Source organism: Nonomuraea angiospora (genome assembly GCF_014873145.1).
Classification (GTDB): domain Bacteria; phylum Actinomycetota; class Actinomycetes; order Streptosporangiales; family Streptosporangiaceae; genus Nonomuraea; species Nonomuraea angiospora.
On the sequence record NZ_JADBEK010000001.1, the window covers coordinates 10,865,494 to 10,888,409 of the forward strand.

21 protein-coding genes are annotated in these 22,916 nt (G+C 71.1%); 14 read left to right on the top strand and 7 right to left on the bottom strand.

From position 1 onward, the window contains the following. Positions 1–8: 8 nt before the first annotated feature. Positions 9–719 carry a FadR/GntR family transcriptional regulator gene (locus H4W80_RS49980; protein ID WP_192791498.1) on the bottom strand — a complete coding sequence of 237 codons (711 nt, stop codon included), beginning with the start codon at positions 717–719 and terminating at the stop codon, positions 9–11. Positions 720–802: 83 nt separating this feature from the next. Between H4W80_RS49980 and H4W80_RS49985 the strand changes: the two genes are divergently transcribed. The 9 genes from H4W80_RS49985 to H4W80_RS50025 all read left to right on the top strand — a co-directional run bounded on the left by H4W80_RS49985 (position 803) and on the right by H4W80_RS50025 (position 11,865). Beyond that, positions 803–1,450: an aspartate/glutamate racemase family protein gene (locus H4W80_RS49985; protein ID WP_192791499.1), complete on the top strand. Its 648-nt coding sequence runs from the start codon at positions 803–805 to the stop codon at positions 1,448–1,450. Further along, complete coding sequence (locus H4W80_RS49990; protein ID WP_192791500.1) at positions 1,447–2,694, top strand: RuBisCO large subunit C-terminal-like domain-containing protein; 1,248 nt, start codon at positions 1,447–1,449, stop codon at positions 2,692–2,694. The genes H4W80_RS49985 and H4W80_RS49990 overlap by 4 nt, the downstream gene beginning before the upstream one ends. A 22-nt stretch (positions 2,695–2,716) precedes the next feature. Further along, positions 2,717–3,970, top strand: a complete 1,254-nt coding sequence (locus H4W80_RS64095) for a four-carbon acid sugar kinase family protein (protein WP_192791501.1) — start codon at positions 2,717–2,719, stop codon at positions 3,968–3,970. A gap of 163 nt (positions 3,971–4,133) precedes the next feature. Next, positions 4,134–4,886 carry an SDR family NAD(P)-dependent oxidoreductase gene (locus H4W80_RS50000; protein WP_192791502.1) on the top strand — a complete coding sequence of 251 codons (753 nt, stop codon included), beginning with the start codon at positions 4,134–4,136 and terminating at the stop codon, positions 4,884–4,886. Between the two features lie 66 nt (positions 4,887–4,952). Further along, positions 4,953–5,933: a phosphotransferase family protein gene (locus H4W80_RS50005; RefSeq protein WP_192791503.1), complete on the top strand. Its 981-nt coding sequence runs from the start codon at positions 4,953–4,955 to the stop codon at positions 5,931–5,933. A 341-nt stretch (positions 5,934–6,274) separates the two neighbouring features. Further along, the gene (locus tag H4W80_RS50010) at positions 6,275–7,252 is read left to right on the top strand and encodes an ABC transporter permease (protein ID WP_185072391.1); all 978 of its coding nucleotides are present in this window, start codon (positions 6,275–6,277) and stop codon (positions 7,250–7,252) included. A 1-nt stretch (position 7,253) separates the two neighbouring features. Beyond that, positions 7,254–8,093 (top strand): ABC transporter permease, encoded by an 840-nt coding sequence (locus H4W80_RS50015; protein ID WP_192791504.1) that lies wholly within the window; start codon positions 7,254–7,256, stop codon positions 8,091–8,093. Next, entirely contained in the window at positions 8,090–10,159 is a 2,070-nt protein-coding gene (locus H4W80_RS50020; RefSeq protein ID WP_192791505.1) for an ABC transporter ATP-binding protein, read from the top strand. The genes H4W80_RS50015 and H4W80_RS50020 overlap by 4 nt, the downstream gene beginning before the upstream one ends. After that, positions 10,156–11,865, top strand: a complete 1,710-nt coding sequence (locus H4W80_RS50025; protein ID WP_192791506.1) for an ABC transporter family substrate-binding protein — start codon at positions 10,156–10,158, stop codon at positions 11,863–11,865. Before H4W80_RS50020 ends, H4W80_RS50025 begins: the two co-directional genes overlap by 4 nt. Here H4W80_RS50025 and H4W80_RS50030 read toward each other — a convergent pair. Together H4W80_RS50030 and H4W80_RS50035 are read right to left on the bottom strand one after the other, a co-directional pair. Further along, complete coding sequence (locus H4W80_RS50030; RefSeq protein WP_192791507.1) at positions 11,853–12,740, bottom strand: NAD(P)H-binding protein; 888 nt, start codon at positions 12,738–12,740, stop codon at positions 11,853–11,855. The two genes, H4W80_RS50025 and H4W80_RS50030, sit on opposite strands and share 13 nt — an antisense overlap. After that, positions 12,737–13,786, bottom strand: a complete 1,050-nt coding sequence (locus H4W80_RS50035) for a saccharopine dehydrogenase NADP-binding domain-containing protein (protein ID WP_318787429.1) — start codon at positions 13,784–13,786, stop codon at positions 12,737–12,739. The genes H4W80_RS50030 and H4W80_RS50035 overlap by 4 nt, the downstream gene beginning before the upstream one ends. A gap of 84 nt (positions 13,787–13,870) precedes the next feature. Here H4W80_RS50035 and H4W80_RS50040 point away from each other — a divergent pair, with 84 nt between their 5' ends. After that, positions 13,871–14,455 carry a TetR/AcrR family transcriptional regulator gene (locus tag H4W80_RS50040; protein ID WP_192791508.1) on the top strand — a complete coding sequence of 195 codons (585 nt, stop codon included), beginning with the start codon at positions 13,871–13,873 and terminating at the stop codon, positions 14,453–14,455. Here H4W80_RS50040 and H4W80_RS50045 read toward each other — a convergent pair whose 3' ends face one another. Together H4W80_RS50045 and H4W80_RS50050 are read right to left on the bottom strand one after the other, a co-directional pair. Next, positions 14,456–14,875, bottom strand: a complete 420-nt coding sequence (locus H4W80_RS50045) for a peptidase inhibitor family I36 protein (protein WP_192791509.1) — start codon at positions 14,873–14,875, stop codon at positions 14,456–14,458. A gap of 233 nt (positions 14,876–15,108) precedes the next feature. Continuing rightward, on the bottom strand, positions 15,109–15,699 hold the full coding sequence (locus H4W80_RS50050; protein ID WP_192791510.1) for a TetR/AcrR family transcriptional regulator: 591 nt from the start codon (positions 15,697–15,699) through the stop codon (positions 15,109–15,111). A gap of 109 nt (positions 15,700–15,808) precedes the next feature. Here H4W80_RS50050 and H4W80_RS50055 point away from each other — a divergent pair, with 109 nt between their 5' ends. Together H4W80_RS50055 and H4W80_RS50060 are read left to right on the top strand one after the other, a co-directional pair. Beyond that, complete coding sequence (locus H4W80_RS50055; RefSeq protein ID WP_192791511.1) at positions 15,809–16,216, top strand: nuclear transport factor 2 family protein; 408 nt, start codon at positions 15,809–15,811, stop codon at positions 16,214–16,216. Positions 16,217–16,329: 113 nt separating this feature from the next. Beyond that, a complete protein-coding gene (locus tag H4W80_RS50060) occupies positions 16,330–18,768 on the top strand; it encodes a glycoside hydrolase family 3 N-terminal domain-containing protein (RefSeq protein ID WP_192791512.1) in 2,439 nt (812 codons plus the stop codon). Positions 18,769–18,853: 85 nt separating this feature from the next. Here the strand turns inward: H4W80_RS50060 and H4W80_RS50065 are convergent, their stop codons facing one another. After that, complete coding sequence (locus tag H4W80_RS50065) at positions 18,854–19,375, bottom strand: snapalysin family zinc-dependent metalloprotease (RefSeq protein ID WP_192791513.1); 522 nt, start codon at positions 19,373–19,375, stop codon at positions 18,854–18,856. A 172-nt stretch (positions 19,376–19,547) separates the two neighbouring features. Between H4W80_RS50065 and H4W80_RS50070 the strand changes: the two genes are divergently transcribed. After that, positions 19,548–21,410: an ABC transporter ATP-binding protein gene (locus H4W80_RS50070; protein WP_192791514.1), complete on the top strand. Its 1,863-nt coding sequence runs from the start codon at positions 19,548–19,550 to the stop codon at positions 21,408–21,410. Positions 21,411–21,499: 89 nt separating this feature from the next. Further along, positions 21,500–22,048 (top strand): hypothetical protein, encoded by a 549-nt coding sequence (locus H4W80_RS50075; RefSeq protein WP_192791515.1) that lies wholly within the window; start codon positions 21,500–21,502, stop codon positions 22,046–22,048. Here H4W80_RS50075 and H4W80_RS50080 read toward each other — a convergent pair. Next, positions 22,002–22,715 carry a TetR/AcrR family transcriptional regulator gene (locus H4W80_RS50080; protein WP_192791516.1) on the bottom strand — a complete coding sequence of 238 codons (714 nt, stop codon included), beginning with the start codon at positions 22,713–22,715 and terminating at the stop codon, positions 22,002–22,004. The two genes, H4W80_RS50075 and H4W80_RS50080, sit on opposite strands and share 47 nt — an antisense overlap. Positions 22,716–22,916 lie beyond the last annotated feature (201 nt).

Genomic DNA, 22,916 nt, shown 5'->3' on the forward strand with positions numbered 1-22,916 from the left:
GGAGATAGCTAGCAGCAGAGGCGTACGTGCTGCTCGGCGTCGGCGCGGGCGACCTCGACCACCTCGCGCATGGCCTCCTCGGCCTTGCGGTGGTGCCGTCGCCTGATCGCCAGCGCCACGCGCTCGTGGCCGGGCAGCGTTTCCTTGTTGTGCGCGACCGAACGGGTGTGCACCTGCCGTACGGAACGCAGGGCGATGCTGATCATGTCGTAGATGTAGAGCAGCAGGTCGTTGTCCGCCGCGGCGAACACCGCCTTGTGGAAGGCCAGGTCGGCCTCGATGAAGGGTTCGGGGTCGTCGGCCGTGGCATAGAGCGCGGCCAGGGCCTCGTCGATGCGTTGCACCGCGACCGCGTCCGCGCGCTCGGCCGCCACCCTGGCGGCGCCCGGCTCCAGCGCGACCCGCAGGTCGGCCAGCATCTGGACGTCGCGGGGGCGCGGCTCGGGCTCGAACCGCCAGCTCAGGACGTCGGGGTCGAGCAGGTTCCAGGACTCGCGCGGGCGCACCCTGGTGCCCGCGCTCCGCCTGGTCTCCAGCAGGCCCTTGCCGGCCAGGACCTTCACGCCTTCCCGGAGCGCGGAGCGGCCGATGCCCAGCTCGCCCACCAGGTCCTCCTCGATCGGGATGGACGTGCCGGGAGCGAGCTCGCCCGTGACGATGCGGGGGCCGAGGGCCTGGACCACCTGGGCGTGCCTGTCCCGCTTGGGATCGATTGCCACGCTCCGGACGCTACCGCTCCCGCCCGATTTTTCATAGCATTTCATCCGATGAAGATGACATTTCATCGGATGAAGTGAGGCTCATGACGAAGAGGCTGGGACTGATCCACACCTCCGCGACCCTGGTCGACGTGTTCGCCAAGCTGTGCGCCGAGCACCTGCCGGGAGTCGAGACCTTCAACATCGTCGACGACAGCCTGATCAAGAACACCATCGCCGCCGGCCGGCTCACCCCACAGACCGCCCGCCGCGTGGCCGGCCACATCGGCTCCGCGGAGGCGGCCGGGGCCGGCCACATCCTGGTGACGTGCTCGTCGATCGGCGCCGCCGTGGAGGCCGCCGAGCCGCTGACGGGCGTGCCGGTGACCCGGGTGGACCGCCCGATGGCCGACCGCGCGGTCTCCCTCGGCCGCCGGATCGGCGTGCTCGCCACCCTGTCCACCACCCTCGACCCCACCGCCGACCTGGTACGCCGGCGCGCCGCCGCCTCGGACAAGGAGGTCTCGCTGACGGCCAGGGTGTGCGAGGGGGCGTTCGAGGCCCTGATGGGCGGGGACGCCGCCACGCACGACGCGAGGGTGGCCGGGGCGCTGGCCGAGCTGGGCGCGGAGGTGGACGTGATCGTGCTGGCCCAGGCGTCGATGGCCCGCGTGGCCGGCACGGTCGAGGCTCCGGTCCCGATCCTCGCCAGCCCGCCGCTCGCCATGGAGCACCTGGCGGCCGTGCTGTGAGCGGCGAGCTGACGGTCGCGACGTACCGGGTGCTCACCCGCCTTCCGCTGGAGCGGGCCGTGAGCGCGATCGCGGGGGAGCAGAGCACCGGCACCTTCGTCAGCGTGCGCGGCGAGACGGACGAGTTACGCGCCCGCCACAGCGCCGTGGTGCTGTCCATCACGGAGATCCCGCCCGGCTCCGAGCCCCTGCCGGGCGCGATCGGGGACGGACCCCTGACGGCGGCCCTGGTCAGGATCGGCTTCCCGCTGGCGAACACCGGGCCCTCGCTCACGAACCTGCTCCCGGTGGTCGCGGGCAACCTGTACGAGCTGCGCGAGCTGGCCGGGCTCAAGCTGGTGGACCTGGAGCTGCCGGACGCCTTCGGGGCGGCGTACCTGCCGGCGGGGTTCGCCGTCGAGGGCACCCGGCGGCTGGTCGGCCGTCCCGAAGGCGTGCTGATCGGCACCATCGTCAAGCCGAACGTCGGGCTGCGCCCCGCCGACTACGTGGACCTGGTGCGCGAGCTCGGCCTGGCCGGCGCCGACTTCATCAAGGACGACGAGGTGAACGCCGACTGCCCGCCCGCCCCGCTCCCCGAGCGGATCCGCGCGGTGACGGCCGCCCTCGACGAGGTGGAGCGGCGGACCGGGCGGCGGCCGATGTACGCGTTCAACATCAGCGACGAGCCCGACCGGATGCTGCGCAACCACGACCTGGTGGTGGCCGCCGGCGGCACCTGCGTGATGGTCAACCTCAACGTCGTCGGCTTCCCGGCCGTGGCCATGCTGCGCCGGCACGCCAGGGTGCCGATCCACGGCCACGTCACCGGCATCGGGGCGCTGGCCCGCCACCCGGGGCTCGGGATGGGGCACGTGGTGTACCAGAAGCTGGCCCGGCTGGCCGGGGTCGACCAGCTGCACTGCGGCGGGTTCCACAGCAAGTTCTACGTCACGGACGACGAGGTCGCCGCCACGGTGGCGGCGGTCCGGGAGCCGCTGCTCGGCGGTTTCCCCTGCCTGCCGGTGCTGTCGTCCGCCCAGTGGGCCGGGACCGCGCCCGTCGCCCTGGACCGTACGGGGACCACCGACCTGCTGGTGCTGGCCGGGGGCGGCGTGCTCGGCCACCCGGACGGCCCGGCCGCGGGGATCACCAGCATGCGCCAGGCGTGGGCGGCCTGCGTGGCGGGCGTGCCGCTGGACGAGGTGGACGAGCCGGAGCTGCGCGCGGCGCTGAAGCACTTCGGCGGGGTGATCCGGAAGTGACGCGGAAAGGGGTGAGGCGGCCGTGACGTCGTTCGCCTTCGTCGCGGACGACTTCACGGGGGCGACCGACGCGTTGTGGCAGTTCAGGCGGTTGGGGCTGACCGGCTGCCTGGTCACCGACGCCGGCCGCCTGCACGACGGGTACGACGTGATCGGCATCGCCACCACCGCCCGGGCCTGCGCGGACCCGGTGCCGGTGGTGCTGCCCGTGCTCAGGGCCGTGGCGGCGCTGCGGCCGCTGGTGATCCAGTACAAGGTCTGCTCGACGTTCGACTCCTCACCCGCGCACGGCAGCATCGGGGCGGTCATCGCGGCCCTGCACCGTGAAGGGCTGGCGCGGGGCCCGGTCCCGGTGCTCGCCGCCCAGCCGGAGCTGGGGCGGTACACGTGGTTCGCCAACCACTTCGTCCGCTCGGGCGCCGAGGTCCACCGGCTCGACCGCTACCCGCCCATGCGCGACCACCCGGTCACCCCCGCCTCGGAGTCGGACCTCCGGATCCGCCTGGCGGAGCAGGGCGCGGGGCGGGTCGGCTGGCTGCCCGCCTGGCCCGCGCCGTCGGAGGAGGCGTACCGGGCGCTGGGGGCGGACGCGGCCTTCGTGGCGGACGCCCAGACCGAGGAGCACGTCCGCGCGCTCGGCCGGCTCCTGCTCGACGACGCGAGGGGCCGGGGCGGGCCGCTGTTCTGCGTCGGCTCCGGCGGCCTGAGCCACGCCCTCGCCTCCGCCCACGCGGCGGCCGGCGTGGGGGAGCGGCGGGAGCCCGAGCCGCTCGGCCCCGCCGCCCCCGTGCTGGTCGTGTCGGGCAGCCGCTCGCCGATCACCGCCCGCCAGATTGACGTGGCCGAGCGGGCGGGGTGGCGCGTGCTGGACGCCTTCAGCGGGCTTCGAGGTGCGACAGGCTCCTTCGCGGGGCTCCTCGCCGAGGTGGCGGAGAGCCTGGGGGAGGGGCGCCACACGATCGTCCAGTCCACCCGCGGCCCGGCCCGGGACCCCGCGGCCATCGGGGACCTCCTCGGGCGGATCGCCTCGGTGGCCGTCCGGGCCGGGCTGGTCGGGCGGCTGGTGGTGGCGGGCGGCGACACCTCGGGCCAGGTCGTGGCCGCCCTCGGCGCCCGCTCCCTGGACGTGGTCGCCTCACTGGCGGCGGGCGGCCCCGTGTGCGTGCTGTCCTCCGCCGACCCGGACTGCGACGGGCTCGAGGTCGCGCTGAAGGGCGGCCAGGTGGGCGGGGCGGATTACTTCCTCCGCGCCGCCGACGGCACTCCGCCCGCCTGACCGCCGTCGTGTCGGTCGTCTCCGGCGTACGACTTCGGGAGTATGGACGTCGTACGCGGTGCACTCCTCACGGCGCAGTCCGGGACGCGCCTCGCACCTGATGTCCTGCGCCCCCCGCGCAGGGCACTGTGGAGTTCTGAGAGACGGGCCGGAGAGCGGAGTGATGATGTATCCGGATCTGCAGGGCAAGGTAGCGCTGATCACCGGCGGTTCCGGGGGGATCGGGCGGGAGACCGCCCGGGTGCTGGCCGAGCAGGGCATGCGGGTCGTCGTGAACGGGCGCGACCCCGGCGCGATCGAGGCGGCCGTGAAGAGCATCGGCGGCGGGGCGCTCGGCGTCGCCGCCGACACCACCGACTTCGCCGCCGTCGAGGAGATGCGGGCGGAGGTCGAGCGCAGGATCGGACCCGTCGACGTGCTGGCGATCTTCGCCGGTGGCGGGGCCGGGACCCCGCGGCCGATCGACCAGACGAGCGAGGAGGACTGGCACGCCACCATGCACGCCAACCTCACCTCGACGTTCCTGGTGATCAAGGGCTTCCTGCCGCGCATGAGAGAGCGGCGCGGCGGGTCCATCATCACGATGTCGTCACTGGCGGCCCGCACCGCGACCTCCGCCTCCGTGGCGTACACGGCGGCCAAGGCCGCAATCATCGGGCTGACCAGGCAACTGGCGCACGAGCTCGGACCCACGGGCATCCGGGTCAACGCGGTCGCGCCTTCGACGATCATGACGGACCGGCTGGCGGAGCGCATGCCGCGGGAGTACCTGGAGCGCGTGCTGGCCGAGCATCCGCTCGGGCGGCTCGGCACCCCGCTCGACGTCGCGAACGTGACGGCCTTCCTCGCCTCCGACGCCTCGTCCTGGCTCACCGGCCTCACGATCGACGTCGCGGGCGGCAAGTGGATGCCGTGACGGCTCTCACGTCCGGCCCCCCTCGGACCGATGCGCGCCTGTTTCGGGATGTAGGAGGATGACCGGGTGGATTTCCAGCCGATCGAGCGGGCCGCCGACGCGTTCCAGCGGCCGGTGAGCCCCGACCGCATCCAGGCCGTGTGCCGCCGCGTCTTCGGGCGGGATGCCCGGTCCGCCGTCGAGCTGGGGTTGGGGGCGTACAACAGCACCTACCGCGTCACCGTGGAGGGCCGGGAGCGGCCGGTGGTCGTGCGGTTCGCGCCGGAGCCCGCCGCGCAGTTCGGCTCGGAGCGGGAGCTGATGCGCAACGAGTACGCCACCGTGCCGTACCTCGCCGTCATCGCCCCGCTGATGCCGCGGGTCATCGCGGCGGACTGGTCGCACGAGCTGATCGGCCGCGACTACCTCGTGCAGACCTTCCTCGACGGGGTGCCGGCCCCCGAGGGGCTGGGGGACTATCCGCGCACGGCCCGTACGACGTTCTTCCGCCAGATGGGGGAGATCGCCCGCAGCGTCCACTCGGTGCGCGGACCGGCGTTCGGGCCGGTCGCCGGCGGCGGGCACGCCTCCTGGAGCGAAGCCGTGCTCGCCGCCCTGGAGGGCATCGCGTCTGACCTGGATCGATGCGCCCTGGACGCGGCCGACGTCCGCAAGGCCGCCGTCCTGGCGGCGGAGCGCCGCGCCGTGCTCGACGAGATCATCGAGCCGCGCCTGCTCACCGGCGACCTGTGGACGGTCAACGTCATGATCGCCCGAGGTGCGCCCGAGCCGGTGATCACCGGCGTGCTCGATCTGGACCGCACCTCGTGGGGCGACCCGGCCGCGGACTGGACCATCCGCATGGCCTCGGCCAAACGGGACGAGCGGGTGGCGTTCTGGGACGGGTACGGAGAGCCGGCGGGCGGGGACGCCGCGACCTGGCGTTCCCTGATCTACGAGGTGCGCCATCTCGGGGCGGTCCGGTTGGAGCGCCACCGCCTGGGCAACCACGACGGCGTCGGGCACTCTTATGAGGCCGTCGCCAAGGTGCTGTCCGAACTCACTTGACGACGAGATCAACGTGAAGTGGATCACTTTGCGTAGTCGCCAATTTATGTCCGGGTTTCGTGACACAAGCCCCCGGATGCATCCCGAAATGTCCGCCTAAACTGGCACGTTTCCGCAGGTCAGAGGGGGTGTGGTAAGCGATCGTTCCGGTCTTGTCGATCTATTGTGAGTGACCTTACCGTTATGTCGGACGGTTTCTGACTGTTACATCTTTGCTTATATTCTGCGCGTTGATCGCCGTCTCGTTGCAAGTCGTTTTTGCACTGCGAGACGGGTTTTCGTTGCGGGGACGCCACTCCGGCCCGGAGGTCCGCGCCCCCCGTCAGCGCGAACGGAGAGTAATGGGCAAGTACCTGCTCCGCAGGTTGGCAATAAATGTGGTCTTGGTGGCCATCGCGGCGAGCCTCGCGTACATGCTCGCGGCCAGCACCATGAACCCGCGAGCCGCGTATCAGGCCCGCCAACCTCCCATCGCCGAGTCGGTCATCGACTCCACGCTGGACGCCTACAACCTGAACGACAAGGTCCCGGTGCTCGTGCGGTACGGGACCTGGGCGAAGGGCGTCATCACGGGAGACTTCGGTAAGACCTGGAACGGCGGCTCGGTCAATCAGGAGATGGGCCGGCGGATCATGGTCAGCCTGCGGCTGCTGCTCATCGGCACGCTGCTGGGCTTCGCCATCGGGGTGGCGCTGGGTGCGATCTCGGCGGTGAAGCAGTACAAGTTCAGCGACCGGTTAATAGGCGTCAGCTCGTTCGTGATCATGGCGATCCCGGTGTTCGTGCTGGCCACGGTGCTGGCCATCGCGACGTACAGCCTCAACGACGGGCTCGGGTTCACGCTGATCGAGTACACCGGCGAGTACAACCCGAAACTGGAGGGCTGGGACCAGTTCCTCAACCGGCTGAACCACCTGATCCTCCCCACGATCTCGCTCAGCCTCGGCTCGATCGCGTTCTACAGCCGCATCCAGCGCAACATGATGCTCGACGTGCTGGGTCAGGACTTCGTCCGCACGGCGATGGCCAAGGGCCTGCGGCGCAGGACCGCGCTCACCAAGCACGCACTGCGCACCGCGCTGATCCCCTCCGCCACGTACTTCGCCTTCGCGTTCGGCACGATGTTCACCGGTGCCACGTTCACCGAGAAGATCTTCGCCTGGCACGGCATGGGCGCCTGGCTGGTCGAGTCGATCAACTCGAACGACGTCAACTCCGTCGCCGCGGTGACCTTCTTCACCGCCGTGTGCGTCCTGTTCGCCGCGTTCCTGTCCGACGTGCTGGTCGCGGCCCTCGATCCTCGGGTGCGGGTGAGCTGAGATGCGTTCGAAAGTCGTGCTGCGGCGCCTGTTCCGCAACAAGCAGGCGCGTTACGGCATCGTCGCCCTGTTGCTGCTGGTCCTTCTCGCGTACGTCGGCCCCTACTTCGGCTCGTACGACTGGACCGACAAGGACTTCATGGCCTTCATGTCGGCCCCGGACGCCGACCACTGGTGGGGCACCACCTCGATCGGCCAGGACATGTACGCGGTCACGCTGCGCGGCATGCAGAAGTCGATCATCATCGGCCTGCTGGTCGCGCTGATCGCCACCGGACTCGCCGCGGTCGTGGGAGCGTTCGCCGGATATTTCGGCGGCTGGATCGACAGGGCGCTCATGTGGGGGGTCGACCTGCTGCTGGTCCTCCCGAGCTTCCTGATCATCGCCATCATCTCGCCGCGGCTGCGGGACGCCTCCTGGCTGTGGTTCGTGCTGCTGCTCGCCGCGTTCTCCTGGATGATCACCTCCCGGGTGGTGCGGAGCATGACGCTCTCGCTCCGCGAACGGGAGTACGTCCTGGCCGCCGTCTACATGGGCATCCCGCGCTGGAAGATCATCTTCCGGCACATCGTCCCCAACCTGTCCTCCTTGCTGATCATCGACGCCACGCTCAACGTCAGTGGCGCGATCATCGGCGAGGCGGCGCTGTCCTTCTTCGGCTTCGGCATCCAGCCGCCGGACGTCTCGCTCGGCACGCTGATCGCGGAGGGCTCGCGCAACGCCACCGGTTATCCGTGGCTGTTCGTCTTCCCGGCCGGCCTGCTGGTGGCCATGGTGCTCGCCGTGAACCTGATCGGCGACGGCCTGCGTGACGCACTCGACCCGGGGAGCAACTCGTGAGCATCTTGGAGGTCAAGGACCTCACCGTCACCTTCCCCGGCGGCATCGAGGCCGTGCGCGGCGTGAGCTACGAGGTCGAGCGCGGCGAGGTGCTCGGCATCGTCGGCGAGTCCGGCTCCGGCAAGTCCGTGACCTCGCTCGCGGTCATGGGCCTGCTGCCCCGCAACGCCGTGGTCAGCGGCTCGGCCAAGCTGCACGGCCGCGAACTGCTCGGGATGGACGAGGACGAGCTGATCAAGGTGCGCGGCAAGGCGATCAGCATGATCTTCCAGGATCCGCTGTCGGCTTTCACGCCCGTCTACACGATCGGCGACCAGATCGCCGAGGCCGTGCGCATCCATCAGAAGGCGTCCAAGGACAAGGCCGCCAAGCGGGCCGTCGAGCTGCTCGACCTGGTCGGCATCCCGAACCCGAACCTGCGAGCCAAGGCGTTCCCGCACGAGTTCTCGGGCGGCATGCGGCAGCGCGCCATGATCGCCATGGCCATCGCCAACGACCCCGACCTGCTGATCTGCGACGAGCCGACGACCGCCCTCGACGTGACCATCCAGGCGCAGGTGCTGGAGGTGCTCAAGACCGCGCAGCGGGAGACGGGCGCCGGCATCGTGATGATCACCCATGACCTGGGCGTCATCGCGGGCATGGCCGACCGGGTGCTGGTCATGTACGCGGGCAAGCCGGTCGAGCAGGGGCCCGTGGACGACATCTACTACCGGCCGCGCATGCCGTACACGATGGGTCTGCTCGCCTCGATCCCCAGGATCGACGGCGAGGAGGGGCCGCTCGTGCCCATCGAGGGCAACCCGCCCTCGCCGTCGGCGCTGCCGCCGGGCTGCCCCTTCGCACCGCGCTGTCCGATGAAGGTGGACATGTGCGACGACGAGGAGCCGCCGCTGACGCCGTTCGGCGGCGGTCGCCACGTGGCGTGCATCCGCTCGCACGAGATCGAGCACAAGGGCCTGACCGGGGCCGACGTGTTCCCCGTGCCGGTCATCCCGCCGAGCGACGTGGTACGCGTGCCGCGCGCCGAGCGCGCCACGGTGCTCGAGCTCGACGACATGATCAGGCACTACCCGCTGATGAAGGGCGCGGTCCTCAAGCGCCGCGTCGGCACCGTGTTCGCGGTGGACGGCATCAGCTTCGACATCGCCGAGGGCGAGACGCTGGCCCTGGTCGGCGAGTCCGGCTGCGGCAAGACCACCACGCTCCAGCAGATCATGCAGCTCCAGCCGCCGCAGGGCGGGCGGGTCGTCGTGCTCGGCAAGGACAGCGCCAAGCTCGACGCCGGGGCTCGCAAGGAGCTCAGGCGCGACCTGCAGATCGTCTTCCAGGACCCGATGGCCGCCCTCGACCCGCGCATGCCGGTCAGCGCCATCATCGCCGAGCCGCTGCGCGCGCACGGGCGGAAGGACGTGGCCGCCCGGGTCGCCGAGCTGCTGCAACTGGTCGGGCTGTCGCCGGAGCACGCCGACCGCTACCCGCAGCAGTTCTCCGGCGGTCAGCGCCAGCGCATCGGCATCGCCCGCGCGCTCGCGCTGGAGCCGAAGCTGCTGGTGCTGGACGAGCCGGTCTCGGCGCTCGACGTCTCCATCCAGGCCGGTGTGATCAACCTGCTGGAGGAGCTGAAGAACCGGCTGGGCCTGTCGTACCTGTTCGTGGCCCACGACCTGGCGGTGGTCAGGCACCTGGCCGACCGGGTCGCCGTCATGTACCTCGGCAGGATCGCCGAGATCGGCACGGTCGAGAACGTCTACGACCGTCCAGCCCACCCCTACACGCAGGCGCTGCTGTCGGCGATCCCGCTGCCGGACCCCGACATGGAACGGACCCGGAAGCGGATCCTGCTCGAAGGCGACCTGCCCAGCCCGGCCGACCCGCCATCGGGATGCCGGTTCCGTACTCGCTGCCCCAAGTTCGCCCTGCTCAGCGAGGCGGAGCGACGGCGGTGTGTGGACGAAGAGCCCTCGGTTGCTCGGCTCGCGAACGCCGTGGACCACGGCGCCGCCTGCCACTACGCGGAGGAGATCGAGGTCATCACGGCCTCGGACGATCAGGAGGAAAAGTGAAGGTTCGTTACCGTGCGGCTGCGGGCATCGCGGTCCTGGCCATGGCCGTCGCGGCCTGTGGCGGAGGTGGCGGTGCAGCCAAGAAGCCGAGCGCAGAGCAGTCGCAGCAGGCTCAGCAGCAGATGGCGGAGACCCCGTCCATCAGCATCAACCAGGTCGCCTATGACCAGGTCAAGGACGGCGGCACGCTGACCCTGCCCATCGGGCAGTGGCCCACCCAGTGGAACGTCAACCACGTCGACGGCAACCAGGCCGACACCGCGGACATGCTCGACCCGATCATGCCGCAGCTGATGGTGTCCGACGACAAGGCCAACTTCACGCCGAACCCGGACTACGTGACCGACGTGAAGAACGACATGTCGTCGGGCAAGCAGGTCGTGACCTACACGCTCAACGACAAGGCCAACTGGTCGGACGGCACGCCGATCACGTGGAAGGACCTCGAGGCCGCGTGGAAGGTCAACAACGGTAAGGACAAGAAGTACAAGCCGGCTTCCACGGACGGCTGGGACAAGATCGAGTCGGTCACCAAGGGTGACTCCGACAAGGTCGCCGTCGTCACCTTCGCCAAGCCGTACCTGGAGTGGCAGGGTCTGTTCAACCGGTCCACCAACCACCTTCTGCCCGCCTCGCACGTGCTCGACCCGGACAAGTACGAGAACGACTACAAGCAGAAGATCCCGGTCACCGCGGGTCCCTTCAAGGTGGAGAAGATCGACGAGGGCACCAAGACGCTCACCCTCGTGCGTGACGACAAGTGGTGGGGCAAGAAGACCAAGCTCGACAAGCTCATCTTCCGGTGGATGGACCCCTCCGCCGCGGTGAACGGCTTCGCCAACGGCGAGCTCGACGCCACGGACATCCTGGCCGGCGCCCCCGCTGACCTGAAGCGCGCCAAGGAGGTCCCCAACGCGGACATCCGCAAGGCGCTCAGCCCCAACTGGCGGCACATCACGGTCAACAACCAGAGCACGTTCCTGAAGGACAAGCCCGTCCGCCAGGCCGTCGCCTACGCGATCAACCGTGACGTGATCACGCAGTCGGACCTGAAGGACATGGACTGGCCGCTGCAGACGCTCGGCAACCACGTCTTCATGAACAACCACAAGGCCTACGTCGACAACTCCGGCGACATCGGCAAGTACAACCTGGACAAGGCCAAGCAGATGCTGGACGCGGCCGGTTGGAAGCAGGAGGGCGACTACCGCAAGAAGGACGGCAAGGAGCTGGACCTGACCTTCGTCATCCCGACGGACACCCCCGTCGCGAAGACCGAGGGCGAGCTCACCCAGGCCATGCTGAAGGAGGCCGGGATCAAGGTCACGGTCCGCCCGGTCCCGGTCGACAAGTTCTTCACCGACTACATCATCAAGGGCGACTTCGACCTGGTGCCGTTCACGTGGATCGGCACGCCGCTGCCGCTCGGCGGCCTGCCGCAGATCTACAAGACCGGCTCCGAGAGCAACTTCCCCAAGAGCAACGACCCTGAGCTCGACAAGGCCATCGAGGCCGTGGGGAACGAGACGGACCAGACCAAGGCCTACGAGCTGGCGAACGCCGCCGACAAGATGATCTGGGACCTGGTGCACACCATCCCGCTGTACCAGCGTCCGGAGATCTGGGCGACGAAGAAGACGCTCGCCAACTTCGGCGCTCGCGGCTACAAGTTCTACGACTGGTCGGCGGTCGGCTACACCGGCTGATCCCCGCCCGCACGGAACCCCCGGCCGCTCCTCGGCCGGGGGTTCCCCCATTCGTCCAGAGTCATGGGCGGGCGGCCGCCGTAGCGCTCGATGCTCTCGGTGACCCGGTAGAGCGGGTGGTCGCCGGAGCCGATGAGGCGGAAGATCGCCCACAGGTGCGTCAGGTGCTCCACCGTGTACGGGTCCCCGTAGACGTCCAGCGCCCGCGCCTCCCACTCCTCGGGCGGCAGATCGGCGTACGAGAGCCCGAGCGCGTCCGCCGCCTCCCCGATCGTCGCCAGCTGCCCGGTCACCAGGCACACCGGATCGGCGGGTCCGGGGTCGAGCAGGAGCCCGGCGGCGACCCTGGCCACGTCCTCGCCCGCGACCAGCGGGATCCGGGTGTCGCGCGGCCCCAGCGGGAGCGCCAGCGTGCCGCCCGAGGCGGCGAAGGACAGGTTCTCGAAGAAGACCGCGGCCCGCAGGTGCACCGCGCCCACCCCGGCCCAGTCGAACACCTGCTCCGCCACCCAGTGCCGGCGCATCCGCGGCGTGAGAGCGTCGGGGGACGCGTCGAGCTGCGACACCTCGACGACGCGCGCCACCCCCTCCTCCCTGGCCGCGGCGGCGAACACGCCGGTGGCGTCCAGCAGCCCCGCCGTCACCGGATAGGTGAAGAACGCCCTGCTGATCCCGCGCATGGCGGGCCGCACCGACGTGATCTCCCTGAGGTCGCCGACCACCACCTCGGCCCCGAGCTTGCGCAGCTCCTCCGCCCGGTGGTCGTCGGAGTGCACGAAGGCGCGCACCGCCGCGCCGCGCTCCAGCAGCAGGTTCGTGACGTGCCGGCCGGTCGAGCCCTGCGGGCCGCCGGCCGCTCCCGTGACCAGGATCATCGCTCCTCCTCCTTGTCCGGCGTCTTCGGCAGGGTGAGGGTGAACAGGCCGAGCCGCTCCAGATCGCGCAGGAACGGCTCCGCCGGGAACGCCTCGGCCGGGCCGTACACGCCGGGACTCCCCGGGTCCGCGGCCAGGCGGACGGCGGCCTCCACCGAGGTCAGCGCGCTCATGCGCCACAGGTCGCGCCCGCTGACCTGCCCGGCCCGGCCGCCGTCAGCGGTGATCACCTGCGCGGCGACCGTGAACGCGGAGCCCGCCCGGGTCGCGGCGTCCGCGTCCTCGCTGGTGAACACCTGCTCCTCCTGGAACGTGTCCGCCGTGAGCTGCGCCTCGACCCTTCTCGCGCGTACGTGCCTGGGGACCGTGACGACCTCCGAGAACGGGACGGGGGCGATCATCGTGCGCGGGCCGAGCGGCGGCGGGAACGGGAAGACGGCGTTGCGCGGCTCGACGTAGCCGACGTGCTGCTCGCCGTCGGTGTAGGTGATGCGCCGGGTGTCGGCGAACAGCAGCTCGGCGGTCTGCTTCGCCCCCGTGGTCAGCCGCCAGCCGGACACCGCGTAGGCGGTGATCACCCGTTCGACGTCCGTCAGGCCGTCGGCCACGGCGGCGGCGAGCAGGTCGCCCGTCCCGCCGTAGAAGCTCATCGCGGTGACCATGGTGACGCCCGCTCTCCTCGCGGGCTCCTGCATCGTGTCGAACATCCACTTCGTGTGGTGCTGCTCCAGGGCGTGGTCCACGTAGTGGCAGCCGCCCTCGGCCGCCGCCGTGGCGACGGGCCGGCCGGTGTGCGTGAACGGGCCCGCGCAGTGGACCAGCACGGCCGCCTGCTCGGCGAGCGCGCGTAACGCGGCGGGGTCGTCCAGCGGGGCCTGGTGCACGGGCGCCCCGCCGAGCTCGTCGGACAGGGCCTTGAGCGCTCCGTCGTCGCGGCCGGCCAGGATGACCTCCTTGCCGCGGGCGCGCAGCTCCGCCGCGACCAGGCGCCCGGTGTGGCCGGTGGCGCCGTAGACGGCGATGCGCGGTGAGGACGAGGGGGACACGAGCCACCTCCATGTTTCATACTGGCGGTACGTAACTGTTCTTCGAAGTTACGTACCGCGAGTATGTAAGTCAATGGGAGCACGATGATCCGCCGTACCCAGGCAGAGCGATCGGACGAGACCACGGGGCGGCTGGTGCGGGCCGCGCGGGAGCTGTTCGGGGCTCATGGTTACGCGCTCACGTCGATCGACGCGGTGGCCGCCGCGGCCGGGGTCACCAAGGGGGCGGCCTATCACCACTTCAACGGAAAAGTCGCGCTATTTCGGGCGGCGTTCGTGGGGGAGCAGGAGGAGGTCGCCGCCGCGGTGGAGCGCGCGGCCCTGTCGGAGCCCGACCCCTGGGCGGCGCTGCGGCGCGGCTGCCGCACCTTTCTCGAGCGCTGCCTCGACCCGGGCTTCCGGCAGATCGTCCTGCTCGACGCGCCGTCGGTGCTGGGGTGGGAGACGGTCCGCGAGATCGAGTACGCCCACACGCTACGGGTCCTGCTCGCCGGCCTCGACCTGGCCACGGCGGAGGGCGACAAGGTGGTTCTGTCCATGCGCGCACAACTCGTCTTCGGCGCGTTGTGCGAGGGCGGCATGCTGCTGGCCCGCTCCGCCGACCCGGCGGCCGACCTGCCGCGGCTCGCCGCGGAGGCCGACCGCTTCCTGGCGGCGCTCAGGCCATGATCAGCCGTGCGAGTCGGTGGGCTGAGCCTTGATCGTCGCGAAGGTCTCGCAGGCCGGGCCGTTCGGCCCGCCGACGCGTACGGAGTTGAAGAAGTCGCGGAACGGGGTGTAGAAGTTGCCCTTCCCGCCGGCCACGGTCACGGCCGAGCAGCCGCCGTAGTTCGCCTCCGAGTAGAGGTGGATGGTCGAGCCCGTGCGGTTCCAGTCGGACTTGGCGCGGTCGGCCATGTTGAGGGCGGCCAGGTCGGGGGTGTTGCTCTGGATCTGGACGATGTCGCCGGTGCCGTCCAGGCCGGAGAACAGGCAGTAGTAGTTGGCGGGGCAACGGTCATAGCCGTCGGCCGCCTGCGCGGGAACGGCCGTCAGCGCCAGGGCCGCGGCGGCGATCGGTAATGCCAGAATGTGAAGCTTCTTGCCCAACGCTCCTCCATTGGTGAAACTTTCTTTCGGGTCGAACATACAGGGCGGGATCTTGTCAGGAAAGAGGGTCGACCAACGTCACCTCCCTGCCCCTCCCGCCGGGAGTGGGGATCAGAGGCGGGCGCCTACGTCGGCGCCGTTCTTGGGGCGGAGGAAGGTGGAGGAGGGGATGGAGCCGTCGGGACGCCGAGGGCCGGTCAGGGTGGCGAGGTCGAAGCCGGTCCCGCCGGCCGCTATGAGAGTTTCACGCCGCCCCCCATCGCCCGCAATCCGTGGATGAACAGCTCCAGGTGCCGCCGGGCGAGCGCGTGCTTGGCCTCGTCCGGGAGCGGCCCGGGGAGGGGGCGGGCGATCCGTACGAGCATGGTCGTGATGTCCATGAACGTGACACCCTCCGGCAGCGTGCCCGCCGCGTGGGCGTCGGAGATCATTCGGCGTATCGTGCGGGCGGACTCCTCGCGCACGGGTGAAAGCAGTGGATCGTTCGCCGGGTCCACCACGTCGAGCAGGGCCGGAAGCACGGCCGAGACGCGTAGCTCGAGCGCCTCGCGCAGGTAGCGCGCCAGTGCCTCGAACGGGTCGCGCTCCTGCTCGGCCGCCGCCTTGGCCGCGACGGCCGTCCTGGTCAGGGCGTCGAGCGCGAGCGCGCGCAGCAGGGCGTCGCGGTCGGGGAAGCGGCGGTAGAGCGTGGCGCTGCCGACCCCGGCGCGCCGGGCGATGTCGTCGAGCGGGACGTCAGGGCCGCGCTCGGCGACCATGTCGCGGGCGGCGAGCAGGATCTGCTCCAGGTTGCGCCGCGCGTCGGCCCGCATGGGCTTGCTCATCACACTCACCAGCATATGGGGGAAAACTCCCCGGTTGGGGTTGTGCGAGTCCCCGGTGTCTGCCAGATTTAAGTGGGGAACTTTTCCCCGGTTAAGAGAGGGGCAGATCATGAGCAGTCAGGAGCAGGTTCTCGACCTCGTCCGCCGCTGGGCACGGGCCGAGCTCGACGGCGACGCGGACGCCTTCGGCGACCTCCTCGGCGAGGACTTCGCCGGAATCGGTCCCGTGGGGTTCAAGCTGGACAAGCGGCAGTGGGCGGGGCGGCACCGGGGCGACCTGAAGAACCACCACTTCGAGATCCTCGATCCGCAGGTGCGCCTCCACGGCGACACCGCGATCGTGGGCGGCGTGCAGGAGCAGCGCACCTCAGTCAGAGGGCACGAGGTCAACGACTCCTTCCGGCTGACCCTGGTCGCCGTCAAGCAGGGCGAGCGCTGGGTGATCGCCAACATCCAGCTCAGCGGCCCGCTCCAGGACCCGTCCGCGCCGCCGCCTTTCGCCCGTGAGCAGGGGTGAAACTTTCACCTCGTTTCCGCTGCTGAGGGTCGTGAATGCGGGCTGGGCCCTGGGCGGCGGCACCGCCCTGTCCTAGAGTTGTGGGAGCGCTCCCAAATATCTCTGGATGTGCCATGAGCAGCAGACAGTGGGCGATCAGGGCGGCCGTGCCGCTGCTCGTCGCCGCCGGACTGGTCGTTCCCCGGGCGTCCGCCGCGTCCTTGTTCGGGGCCGCCCCTTACCAGGACCCCAGCCTGCCCGTGCCCACCCGGGTGGCCGACCTCATGTCCAGGATGACGCTGGACGAGAAGCTCGGCCAGATGACCCAGGCCGAACGCGGCTCGGTCAGCAACTCCGACGTCACCACGTACCGGCTCGGCTCCGTGCTGTCGGGCGGCGGCTCCGCGCCGTCGCCCAACACGGCCGCTTCCTGGGCGGACATGTACGACGGGTTCCAGAACGCGGCCCTGGCCACGCCGCTCGGCATCCCCATCCTCTACGGGGCGGACGCCGTGCACGGCCACAACAACGTCGTCGGCGCCACGATCTTCCCCCACAACATCGGCCTCGGCGCCACCCGGGACCCCGCCCTCGTCGAGCGCGTCGGCCGGGCGGTGGCCGAGGAGGTGTCGGGCACCGGCGTCGACTGGGACTTCGCCCCCTGCCTGTGCGTGGCCCGCAACGACCGGTGGGGCCGCACGTACGAGTCGTTCGGCGAGACGCCGGAGCTGCCCTCCTCCATGGCCACGATCGTGACGGGCCTGCAGGGCGCCACGCTGAACGGCCCCGCGTCCGTGCTCGCCACCGCCAAGCACTACGTCGGCGACGGCGGCACCACGGGCGGCGTGGACCAGGGCGACACCCAGCTGTCCGAGGCCGACCTGCGGGCGATCCACCTGCCGCCGTTCAGGGCCGCGGTGGAGCGCGGGGTCGGCTCCGTGATGACCTCCTTCAGCAGCTGGAACGGCGCCAGGCTGCACGGGCACCAGTACCTGATCACCACGGTGCTCAAGGGCGAGCTGGGCTTCTCCGGGTTCGTGGTCTCCGACTGGAACGGCATCGACCAGATCGACGGCGCCCCCGGCACGTCCGCGCTCGACGTGCGCACCGCCGTGAACGCGGGCATCGACATGGTGATGGTCCCCACGGCGTGGCGCCAGTTCATCGACCTGCTGCGGGCCGAGGTCCAGGCCGGCCGGGTGACCACGGCCAGGGTCGACGACGCGGTACGGCGCATCCTCACCAAGAAGTTCGAGCTCGGGCTGTTCGAGAAGCCGCTGACGGACCGCTCGTACACCTCGACCGTGGGCAGCGCCGCGCACCGCGCGCTGGCCCGCGAGGCGGTCGCCAAGTCGCAGGTCGTGCTGAAGAACGCCGGCAACGTGCTGCCGCTCGCCCGCGGCGGCAAGATCTTCGTGGCGGGCAGGAGCGCGGACAACATCGGCAACCAGAGCGGCGGCTGGACGATCTCCTGGCAGGGCTCGTCCGGCAACATCACCCCGGGCACCACCATCCTGCAGGGCATCAGGAACAGCGCGGGCTCCGGCACGACCGTCACCTACAGCCAGGACGGCACCGGCATCGACTCCTCCTACCGCGTCGCCGTCGCGGTGGTCGGCGAGACTCCGTACGCCGAGGGCCAGGGCGACCGGCCCGGCAGCCTGGGCCTGGACGCCGCGGACGTCAACACCATCGCGAACCTGCGCGCGTCCGGCGTCCCGGTCGTCGTGGTGCTGGTCTCGGGCCGGCCCCTCGACGTCGCCTCCCAGCTGTCCGGCTGGAACGCGCTGGTCGCCGCCTGGTTGCCGGGCACCGAGGGGCAGGGCGTGGCGGACGTGCTGTTCGGGACCACCCCGCCGACCGGCAAGCTGCCGGTGACCTGGATGAGCAGCGCGTCCCAGCAGCCGATCAACTCGGGGGACGGGAAGACGCCGCTGTTCCCGTACGGGTTCGGTCTGACGTACGGGCAGGCGGACTCCAGCCCGCCCACCGCGCCCGGCACGCCCGCGGCCTCCGCGGTCACCTCCTCGTCCGCGACCCTGACCTGGGCCGCCTCCAGCGACGACGTGGGGGTGACGGGGTACGACGTGGTCCGCGTTCAGGGCTCGACGGAGACGGCCGTGGCCACGAGCGCGACGGCCTCGGCCACCGTCACGGGGCTGGCGGCGGGCACGTCGTACACCTTCGCCGTGTACGCCAGGGACGCGGCGGGCAACCGCTCGCCGCGCTCGGGAACGGTGAGCGTGACGACGTCCGGCGGCGGCCAGCCGGGCGGTTGCACGGCCACCGCGACCGTGCAGAGCCAGTGGAGCACCGGGTACGTCATCCAGGTCGCGGTGACCAACACCGGCACCACGTCCCTGACCGGGTGGGGCGTCACCTTCACATTGCCGCCCGGGCACGCGGTCACCGGGTCGTGGAACGTCACGATGACCACGTCCGGCCAGGCCGTCACCGCCCGCAACGCCGCGCACAACGGCTCGCTCGCCCCGGGGGCGAGCACGTCGTTCGGCTTCCAGGCCACCCGCCCGGCCGGCGACACCCGCCTGCCGTCCGGCTACACCTGCGGGTGACGGCGGGCCTGGTGCGCTCGCCGTCACCCGGGGGAGAGGTCAGCGGGGGAGATGCCAGCAGGGGAGATGCCGGCAGGGGGAGAGGTCAGCGGTCGACGTGCAGCCGGTCGAACTCGACCTGCGGCGCGCTACCGGCGAAGTTGCGGTCGACCTCGGCCCGCTCGGCGGCGCTCGGGTTCGCGTTGGTGCAGCTCACGGGCGCGCTCGACCCCGACATCAGGTCGGAGCACAGCCCGGTGCGCCGGTCGGGCAGGCCCAGGATGTGGCCGATCTCGTGGGTGGAGATGCGCAGCGGGTTGTAGCCCTGCGTGGTGGCCTGCCGGCCGATCCAGACCGTGCCGCGGCCCAGGCTGGTGGGCAGCGCGCGCGGCCAGCCGTTGTCGGCGTACACGACGAAGTCGGCGGGCGTTCCCTGGACGAGCCGGACGTTGACGACGCTGGAGTTCCAGAGCTGGGCCGCCTGGTTCACCACGGACACGAACTCGGCGGCCCGGCTCGCGTCGTACCTGACGACCCTGACCAGGGCCGCGGCCTGCGCGGGCGCGGTGACGAGCAGGAATGTGAGGCCGAGTAAGAGGGAGAGCACGAGACGAAGGGGTCTGGGCACGGAGCCTCCTCCGGGAGTTGGGGGTGCCGCCACGTTATGCGCGTCCTCCGGCCCAGGGAGAGGTACCAGATTGCCCCTATCGCGGTGGTATGGCGCGGGGTTGCGTGGCTGCCTGACCGTCACGAAGCGCAGCCGAGGAAAAACTGTCAGTGTCCGAACGCATACTCAGAGCATGCAGGATGAGCCTCTCGAACTCGGCGAGATCGCCACCCCCACCTGGAACGTTCACAACGACAAGATGGCGGAGGTCGGCTTCCTGACCATCGCCCGCCGCCTGCCGTCGCTCGTGGCACAGGCGATGCGCATGGCCTGGGGCGCGAGCCGGCGCGACACCATGGCCACGATCACGCTCAACCTCCTCGGCGGCGTCTTCACGGCCTTCGGCCTGCTGGCGACCACCGGCGTCCTCACCGCCCTCTTCAGCGAGGGCCCGACCCCCGATCGCGTGCTGGCCGCGCTGCCCAGCCTCGTCCTGGTCGGCGGCGCGGCCGTGCTGCGCACGACCGTTCAGGCGGGCGCGGGCTGGGCGGAGTCGCGCCTCACCCCGCAGATCACCCGGCTGACGGAGGAGCGCCTGTTCGGGCTGACCAGCCGGGTGGAGCTCGTGGCCTACGACGACCCGGAGTTCCATGACGCCCTCGAACGCGCCAGGGCGCGGGGTGCGGGCGTGGCCGACTGGGTGGTGTCGTCGGCCATCGACGTGGTCACGGCCGCGGTCGGCATCGCGGCCGCGGCCGGCGTCCTCGGCCTGCTCCACCCGGTGCTCCTGCCGCTGCTGCTGCTCGCCGTCCTGCCCGACGCCTGGGCGGCGGTCCGCAGCGCGCGCATGCGCTACTCGACCATGTACGGCCTGATCCCGGCCCGCCGCCGCAAGTGGATCATCGCGGAGCTGCTGGCCGAGCGCGAGGCCGCGGCCGAGGTCCGCTCGTTCACCATGCGCGGCTTCCTGCTGCGCATGTACGACGCGGTGGCCCGGGCCGAGCAGGACGTCCTGCTCCAGCTGGCCAGACGCCAGACCGTCGCCCGGCTCGTCGGCGAGGCCCTCGGCGGCCTCGGCGCCGCGCTGGTCTACGTCGCCCTCGGCGTGCTCCTGGCGGTGGCCGCGATCCCGCTGGCGGTGGCGGGCACCGCGGTCCTGGCGATCAGATCGGGCCAGAGCTCGCTGAGCAGTTTCCTGTACGCCACCAACAGCCTCTACGAGCAGGGCCTCTACTTCACCGACTTCCTGGAGTTCTGCGAGGACGCCGAGCGCCGCCTGACCGGCCCCCGCCCGGCCGCGGCCCCGGTCGGCTTCGACCGCATCACGGCCGATGACATCACCTTCACCTACCCCGGGGCCGAGGAGCCCGCCCTGCGCGAGGTGTCCATCGAGATCAAACGCGGCGAGGTCATCGCCTTCGTCGGAGAGAACGGCTCCGGCAAGACCACCCTCGCCAAAATCCTGTCCGGCCTGTACGAACCCGACACCGGCACCGTCCGCTGGGACGACACCGACCTGCGCCAGGTCGACCCCGAGCACCTGCGCCGGCGCACCGCCGTCATCGCCCAGGACCACACCCGCTGGCCCCTCACCGCCCGCTACAACATCACCATGGGCACCGGCAAAGGCGAGCAGGCCCTGCACGCCGCCGCCGCGGTCGCCGGCGCCGACCAGGTCATCGCCGACCTCCCCCACGGCTACCGCACCCTGCTCGACCGCCGCTTCAAGGACGGCCACGAGCTGTCCGGCGGCCAGTGGCAGCGCATCGCCGTCGCCCGTGGCTTCCACCGCGACGCAGACCTGCTCATCTGCGACGAACCCACCGCCGCCCTCGACGCCCGCGCCGAACACGCGCTCTTCGAACGCATCCGCCACCACTCCGACGGCCGCACCGTCCTGCTCATCACCCACCGCCTGGCCAGCGTCCGCTACGCCGACCGCATCTACGTCCTCGACCACGGCCAGATCACCGAGCAGGGCGACCACCACACCCTGATGTCCCTCAACGGCCTCTACGCCGACCTCTACACCCTCCAGGCCGCCGCCTACCGCTGACACCTCTTCCAGCGTCACTTGCACAATGTTCAAGTCGCCCCTACCGTCGGACTTGAACATTGTGCAAGTCGTCGTCCCGGGAGGGCCCCATGCCGGTTTCCGTGGTCATCGCGTCCACGCTGCAGTACGCGCTCGCAGTGCTGTTCCTCGTCCTGCCCGTCCTCGTCCACACCCACGGGGAGCGGGCTCAGCGGGCGGCCGAGGCGGTCGTGACCCGGCAGGGCCTGCCTGCAGGGGTGCTCGCCCGGCACGGGGTCAAGTTCGCCGAGAGCGTCGTGGAGCTGCTGTTCCCCCTCGCCATCTGCGCCGCCCTGGCGACGCTGGCCTCGCTCGGCCTCGCGGGGAACGGGGTGGGCCGGATCCTGTCGTGGATCGCCGCCGCGCTCCTCATGACCGCGGGCGCGTTCGTCACCGGCAGCCAGGTCTTCGCGGCCCGCTACGTCGAGGCGGCCTTCAAGAAGTCCAAGGAGCCGGGGGTGCGGCAGCTCGACGGGGGAGCGGTGGTGCGCGCGGCGCAGGAGGCGTTCCCCGCGATCCTGCGACCGCTGATCGTGCTCCGGTTCGCGCTGACGGCCGCGGGCTCGCCGGCCGTCATCGTCCTGCTGGCGACTCCGGCCGCGAGCGCGTACTTCCATTAGCCAGCCGCGCCTCCAGCCCGTCGAGGATCGTCCGCAGCCCGAACTCGAACGAGTCCTCGTCCGGCAGGGAATGTGCGGCCTCCACCGACGGCGTGGCGCGGGCCCGCAACCGGGGGAACTGCTCGGCGATCTCGCTGATGCGCGCGATGGTGTCGCGCAGCCGCTGCTCCTCGTCCGCCCCCGCCCTGCGCAGCCGGGCCCGCCATGCCAGCTCGGCCGCCTCGCCCTGCGCGGCGCCGATGACGAACATGAGCACGGTCGCCGCCGCCTGGTCCGCATCCGGCCCGCCGAACCCGGCGGCCTCGTAGACGGCGAGGCAGCGGTCGTCGTAACGGGCCTTGTTGGGGCCGTGGATGAGGTGGGTGCTCATGGCCGGGAGCATCCAGAAGTGGCGCCCCAGCATGTCGTGCGCACCGGCGGCCAGCACCGCCGCGGCCTCCCGCCAGCCGACCTCGGCGGGGTCGGGCAGCTCGATCTCGTCCCACACGTGGTCGGCGGCCAGCACGACCAGCTCGTCCTTGCTCTTGACGTGCCAGTACATGGCCGTGGCCGCCGCGCCTAGCTGGGCGCCCAGCCGCCGCATGTTCAGCCCGTCCACGCCCTCGGCGTCCAGCACCGAGACGGCGGCCCGGACGATCTGGTCCCGGGTCAGGGTGTCACGCGGCATGCCCCCCAACCTACCGCCCCCGCCCGCGCGATCACCGGCCTCGCAGCGTCCACGCCCACAGTGCCCACCCCGGCACCCGCCCATCTCACGTTCGGTCGCTCCGCGTTCGCCCATCCCGCTTCCGCGCCCACGCGTCTGCCTCGCAGCGCCCGCCCCGGCAGCAGCCCATCTCGCGCCCAGCGGACCTCTCTCGTGCCGGCC